The following is a 4,245-nucleotide window of genomic DNA, read 5'->3' as shown; positions in this document are numbered from 1 at the left end:
AAAGTTGACCACTACAGGCTGCGTCTACAGCCTGCCAAGCCCCCTCACACAAGGATTGCGCTCATCCTGTGGGAGGGAGCTTGCTCGCGACAGCTTCATAAAAGGTTAATGAGCACTTGCCCGCAACCAACCTCTGCGAGCGGCAAGTAATCTCCTGTCTACGCAAAATGCTGGCTATCGATGTAACTTCAGCTAACGAAATGCCTCGTTTGCAGGCCCTTTCTTACGGACCTGTCCCTTTCCTCTGCACGAACTTTCCTAGAAAATCCTATCCCCTTGCGTGGGTGTTTTTGGCTCTCTAGGCTGTGTCCGTCACTGCACATCAGTGATCGGGTTTAGCAGCCCGAGGGATGACTAGCCACGCAAGAAACGCCCTTATGGCGGCTTTGCGTGGGGCACCTTCGGGTGCGCCGGTTTTTGGCTAGTTTCCCCGGTCTGCTAACCCGCGACAAAGCCGCCACCCTCAATCGTTTAGCAGCGACTGTACGGTGGCCCCATGAGGAAACTGGTTATGAAAAAGTTAACACCCGATCCACCTGCTGCCCCATCGCTCGAAGAATCCCTGCTGCACATCTCCGAACTGCTGCGCTGCGCAGCCGCTACCGCCTACGAATCCGGCGACAGCCTCAATGGTCCGAAACGTGATTTGGCTTTTTCTGTTGTTCATCTGATCGGGATGGCCAGGAATGAGCTGGATCGGTCGTTGGAGCGGGTGGAACCGCGCTAAAGCTGTATAGATGGTGTGGGACCGGATTGGATGGCGATTCGCTTATCCGTGAGGGCATTATTTCCGCAAACGAAAGTGTCGCAGATATACGGGCCTCTATCCGGTCTCACAGAATGATCAAACCTCTCCTTTCTCTCATGTGTGATTACAATTGCTTGAGCCGTTATATTTATTCGACTTGAGCAACGCTTTCGGTGGTCGTGATTGGTAGGAATCGGCAAAAAGCAGGCGGTCACCGCTCTTGGCCAAATATTGAAATTGATTAAAAGCATTCAAGAGTAGAGGTTTGCTATCTAGGTAATTATGAGTACCCTACGCCCGATTACAACACAAGTAATTGTTTGTCGACCAAACTCACAATTTACGCTGCGCAGTAGTTCCCTAGACAGCAATTCCCTGTAACTCTCAATCCTCCTTAATTATTAGCTTTTTATAAATCGAGATATTTTTTCCGTTGTCTTTTGCAAGCTGCTGAGCTTGATCAGCAGCTTCGGTCAGCTCATCAAAACAAACACCATAGTCCGCGTCAATTACACCAATACTGGCTGTTGGACAAATGTCTAAATGCTTGCTGTTTCCCCAAACCAAAAAAACCGACTCGATTTTAGCTCTGATTCTTTCGGATAAGCTTTCTGCATCATCTCCTCTTAGATCTGGCGCAATAATAATAAATTCATCACCGCCGCGACGATATACTTCGCCTGCGCCAATAGTAATGGAAAGAATTACCCGGCTTGCGATTTTGATGGCCTCATCGCCACCGCCGTGACCTAGATTCGTATTCACCGACTTAAAGTTATCAAGATCAAGTTTTATTAGACTAAGACCACCTCCCGGTTCCCCTAGGCTTAGTAGGGACTTTAAATCTACATCCCAGTATCTCTGATCCCATACCAGATTGAATGGATCTAATGTTCGCCATTGTCGCAATAGACTATACCTTGGGTTACTTCGTTCCCACTTCCTCATTTTCCAGAAAATAGGATCATCTTCTATGCTCTCAAGCGGATAGCTTAGCTCAAGCATTTTAGATACTTCGACCTTTGACACAATGGAGTCTGGTTTTAACCCGTGCGGTCGATAACGTTCAATTGCAGCTGAAACTATATTTATCGCCAAATCTCCATCACAGCAAATTAGAAGCTCTCGAAGCTCTTTCTTAGAGTCAATCTCAAATAACGATTGTATTTCTTTATAGGCTTCTGAGTTTGTAGCATCTGCAATAGATTTCTCAAGCAGACCTAACAGATTCCAATCGATGAAGTTCAGTAAAGTTTCTGTATCGAGCAACAACGATGTTACAGCAGCTACGCGATCTAAAGCACATGCAAGTGCCGCACAACGAACTGCCAGTGAACCTATCTCTTTCTCACAAGTGACATACCAAGTTCGACCGGTCGCATTTGTAATAGCGCGTTCAAAATTAGGTGAGCAAATTAGTAGAGAAGAAGCATCCCCTAGTGATGGATGAAATTGAAATGAGGCTAGATCTGCGGTGGCTCTCGTACCTCTAACTGCGGCTGCCAATCCAGCGATACCACGCCGAGTTGCTGAGGATAATATTTCTATAGCCATGGCAGGGCTAGGTATAACTCGGGCGTTTTGATGAGCTAAAGAGTCATAGAAACGTCCTTCAGTCTCATGGTCAACCAAAAGAATTGCACCGACAGTTTCACTTCGCATCATGCTCACTAAGTTAACCAGCACAGGAATGTCGATATATTCTCTCATTTCTGCCCCATCACTTCTTCAACGCTGGGACCAAATAATTCTTTTGTTAGACCCCAGTGATTACCTATTAATACTGGCGAGTGCGTAGCAACTATTCCATAGGATTCTGTAAGTTTTAGAATCCCCATGAGATCTTCCAGAAAACTAGCCTGCCATGCAACATGTAGTGATATTTCCGGTTCATCAACCAACACAAGCCCGTTTTTCGGAACTCTAAAAAGCAGCTCGTAGAGCAAAACCAATTCATGCTGCTCGCCAGAAGACAGATCACTAATATCAATAGGAGCACCATTTAGCGCTTTAAATCGAAAACCCTCAGTCCTATTGAGAGTTAGACGCTTATATTTAAATCTTGCATTTACAATATCCATCAATCGCCCAACGCGATCCGATAGCACATCAAAAACATTAAGCTTCTGCTTAATATCGTCTACATATATAGTCAGAGCAGCCGCGGAGCGACGGACGTCTTCTTCACTAATATCTCTAAGCTCAGTTTCGCTATCCAAAAAGCCAAGAGCAACCAGGCGTTGACGCTTCAATTCGATTTCTGACATGGAGGCAAGAATGCTTTTCTCTGACAAGGAGCTTTCTTCATCCCTTACAAATTTTACAAGCCTGGCCGGAAAAGTCCTATCTCGCTCTTGGGAATGTTTAGCATAATCAGCCAAGGCAGTTTTGATTCGGGTAACAATATCGGCAGAATATTGATGTACTCTGAGATCGTCGCCTTTAGGTTGATCATCATCATCGAAAGTGTTAAACGGATTATGATCTGACTGCTCTCGCTCTGCATATAATCTTTTTGTCTCAACGAAAAAAATCTCCATATTAGTTGTAAATGCAGAAAACACATTAACATTAAAACTGTCTGGCAAGTGCTTAGATATATATGGAAAGAATTCTATTATCTCATTTACGGAGAAGATTTTTCTTCCGCCGCCTTTCGTCCAGCCTCCAAGTTTTCGGTGGTAGGGCGCAGGTACTAGGTGATCAATTGAGTCAAGAAACTCGGAGGATATTTCTTGCGATGAAATATTGTCACACTCTAAAGGCTCACCTTTTGAGTCTACCATTGATATTTCTATTTTTGAATTAACTCTATCGTGATTACTTTTTTGACTGATTTGTTTTGTTATTATTATAGTTTTCCCATCCTCGCGAGTGGCTTTAAACTGACGGAAAGGTACTTTTTCAAAAATTGTGACTCTTCCGCCTATTAGCGAGGCCACCATTTTTAATAACATGGTTTTGCCAACGCCGTTTGCCCCATGGATAATTGTTACATTACCATCATGCGACAATGGAATGACGTGATCAAATATACCAAATAAATTAGTTATCTCGATTTGTGTTAAACGCATCTTTCTCGTCCATGTCATGTTAGGCGTTATCAGGTGCAGTTTCAGTCTCTCCGAACTGCCTGCGCCTAATGATATCAATTTGCCGCCATCCAGTCTATTCTGAGTGCGCCAGTTCACTGTGATCAAAGGATGGGGCTCTCGTCACAAGGTGTTTTTACTAGCAATTCGTAGGCAAAGTGTGCGTCAAGTAAATCAGATGAATATTTCGAAGGTGTCTATCAGCTACACTCCTAGGGCAAAAAATCGTCAAAACAGCTAAAAACAGGAGGCTTTATAGGTTAGATGATAATTTATAACTTCCATTATTTATCTGAATAAGCATCTTCTGAGTGTCCACTTGGCCGAAAATGGCCATTCATAAACAACCACATCCCCCCCCCTCACGCAAAACCCAATAAACCGGAGTGTAGTGGTCAACTTTTT

General features: G+C 44.3%; 3 protein-coding genes. 1 reads left to right on the top strand and 2 read right to left on the bottom strand.

Annotation, left to right across the window (positions count from 1 at the left end; genetic code table 11):
- Positions 1 to 511 precede the first annotated feature (511 nt).
- Complete coding sequence (locus ALQ04_RS19585) at positions 512 to 727, top strand: DUF6124 family protein (protein ID WP_122317396.1); 216 nt, start codon at positions 512 to 514, stop codon at positions 725 to 727.
- A 405-nt stretch (positions 728 to 1,132) separates the two neighbouring features.
- Here the strand turns inward: ALQ04_RS19585 and ALQ04_RS19580 are convergent, their stop codons facing one another.
- Positions 1,133 to 2,458, bottom strand: coding sequence for a GGDEF domain-containing protein (locus tag ALQ04_RS19580; RefSeq protein WP_122317395.1), 1,326 nt, complete (start codon positions 2,456 to 2,458; stop codon positions 1,133 to 1,135).
- A complete protein-coding gene (locus tag ALQ04_RS19575) occupies positions 2,455 to 3,822 on the bottom strand; it encodes an AAA family ATPase (RefSeq protein ID WP_183142228.1) in 1,368 nt (455 codons plus the stop codon). The genes ALQ04_RS19580 and ALQ04_RS19575 overlap by 4 nt, the downstream gene beginning before the upstream one ends.
- Positions 3,823 to 4,245: the final 423 nt, after the last annotated feature.

It is taken from the genome of Pseudomonas cichorii, from assembly GCF_003700275.1.
Taxonomy (GTDB): Bacteria; Pseudomonadota; Gammaproteobacteria; order Pseudomonadales; family Pseudomonadaceae; genus Aquipseudomonas; species Aquipseudomonas cichorii_B.
This window is presented reverse-complemented; position numbering and strand designations above follow the sequence as displayed.

Bases quoted from the DNA above. Each gene is read 5' to 3' on its own strand.
- ALQ04_RS19580 (WP_122317395.1), bottom strand. From the start codon at position 2,458: ATGAGAGAATATATCGACATTCCTGTGCTGGTTAACTTAGTGAGCATG.
- ALQ04_RS19575 (WP_183142228.1), bottom strand. From the start codon at position 3,822: ATGCGTTTAACACAAATCGAGATAACTAATTTATTTGGTATATTTGAT.
- ALQ04_RS19585 (WP_122317396.1), top strand. From the start codon at position 512: ATGAAAAAGTTAACACCCGATCCACCTGCTGCCCCATCGCTCGAAGAA.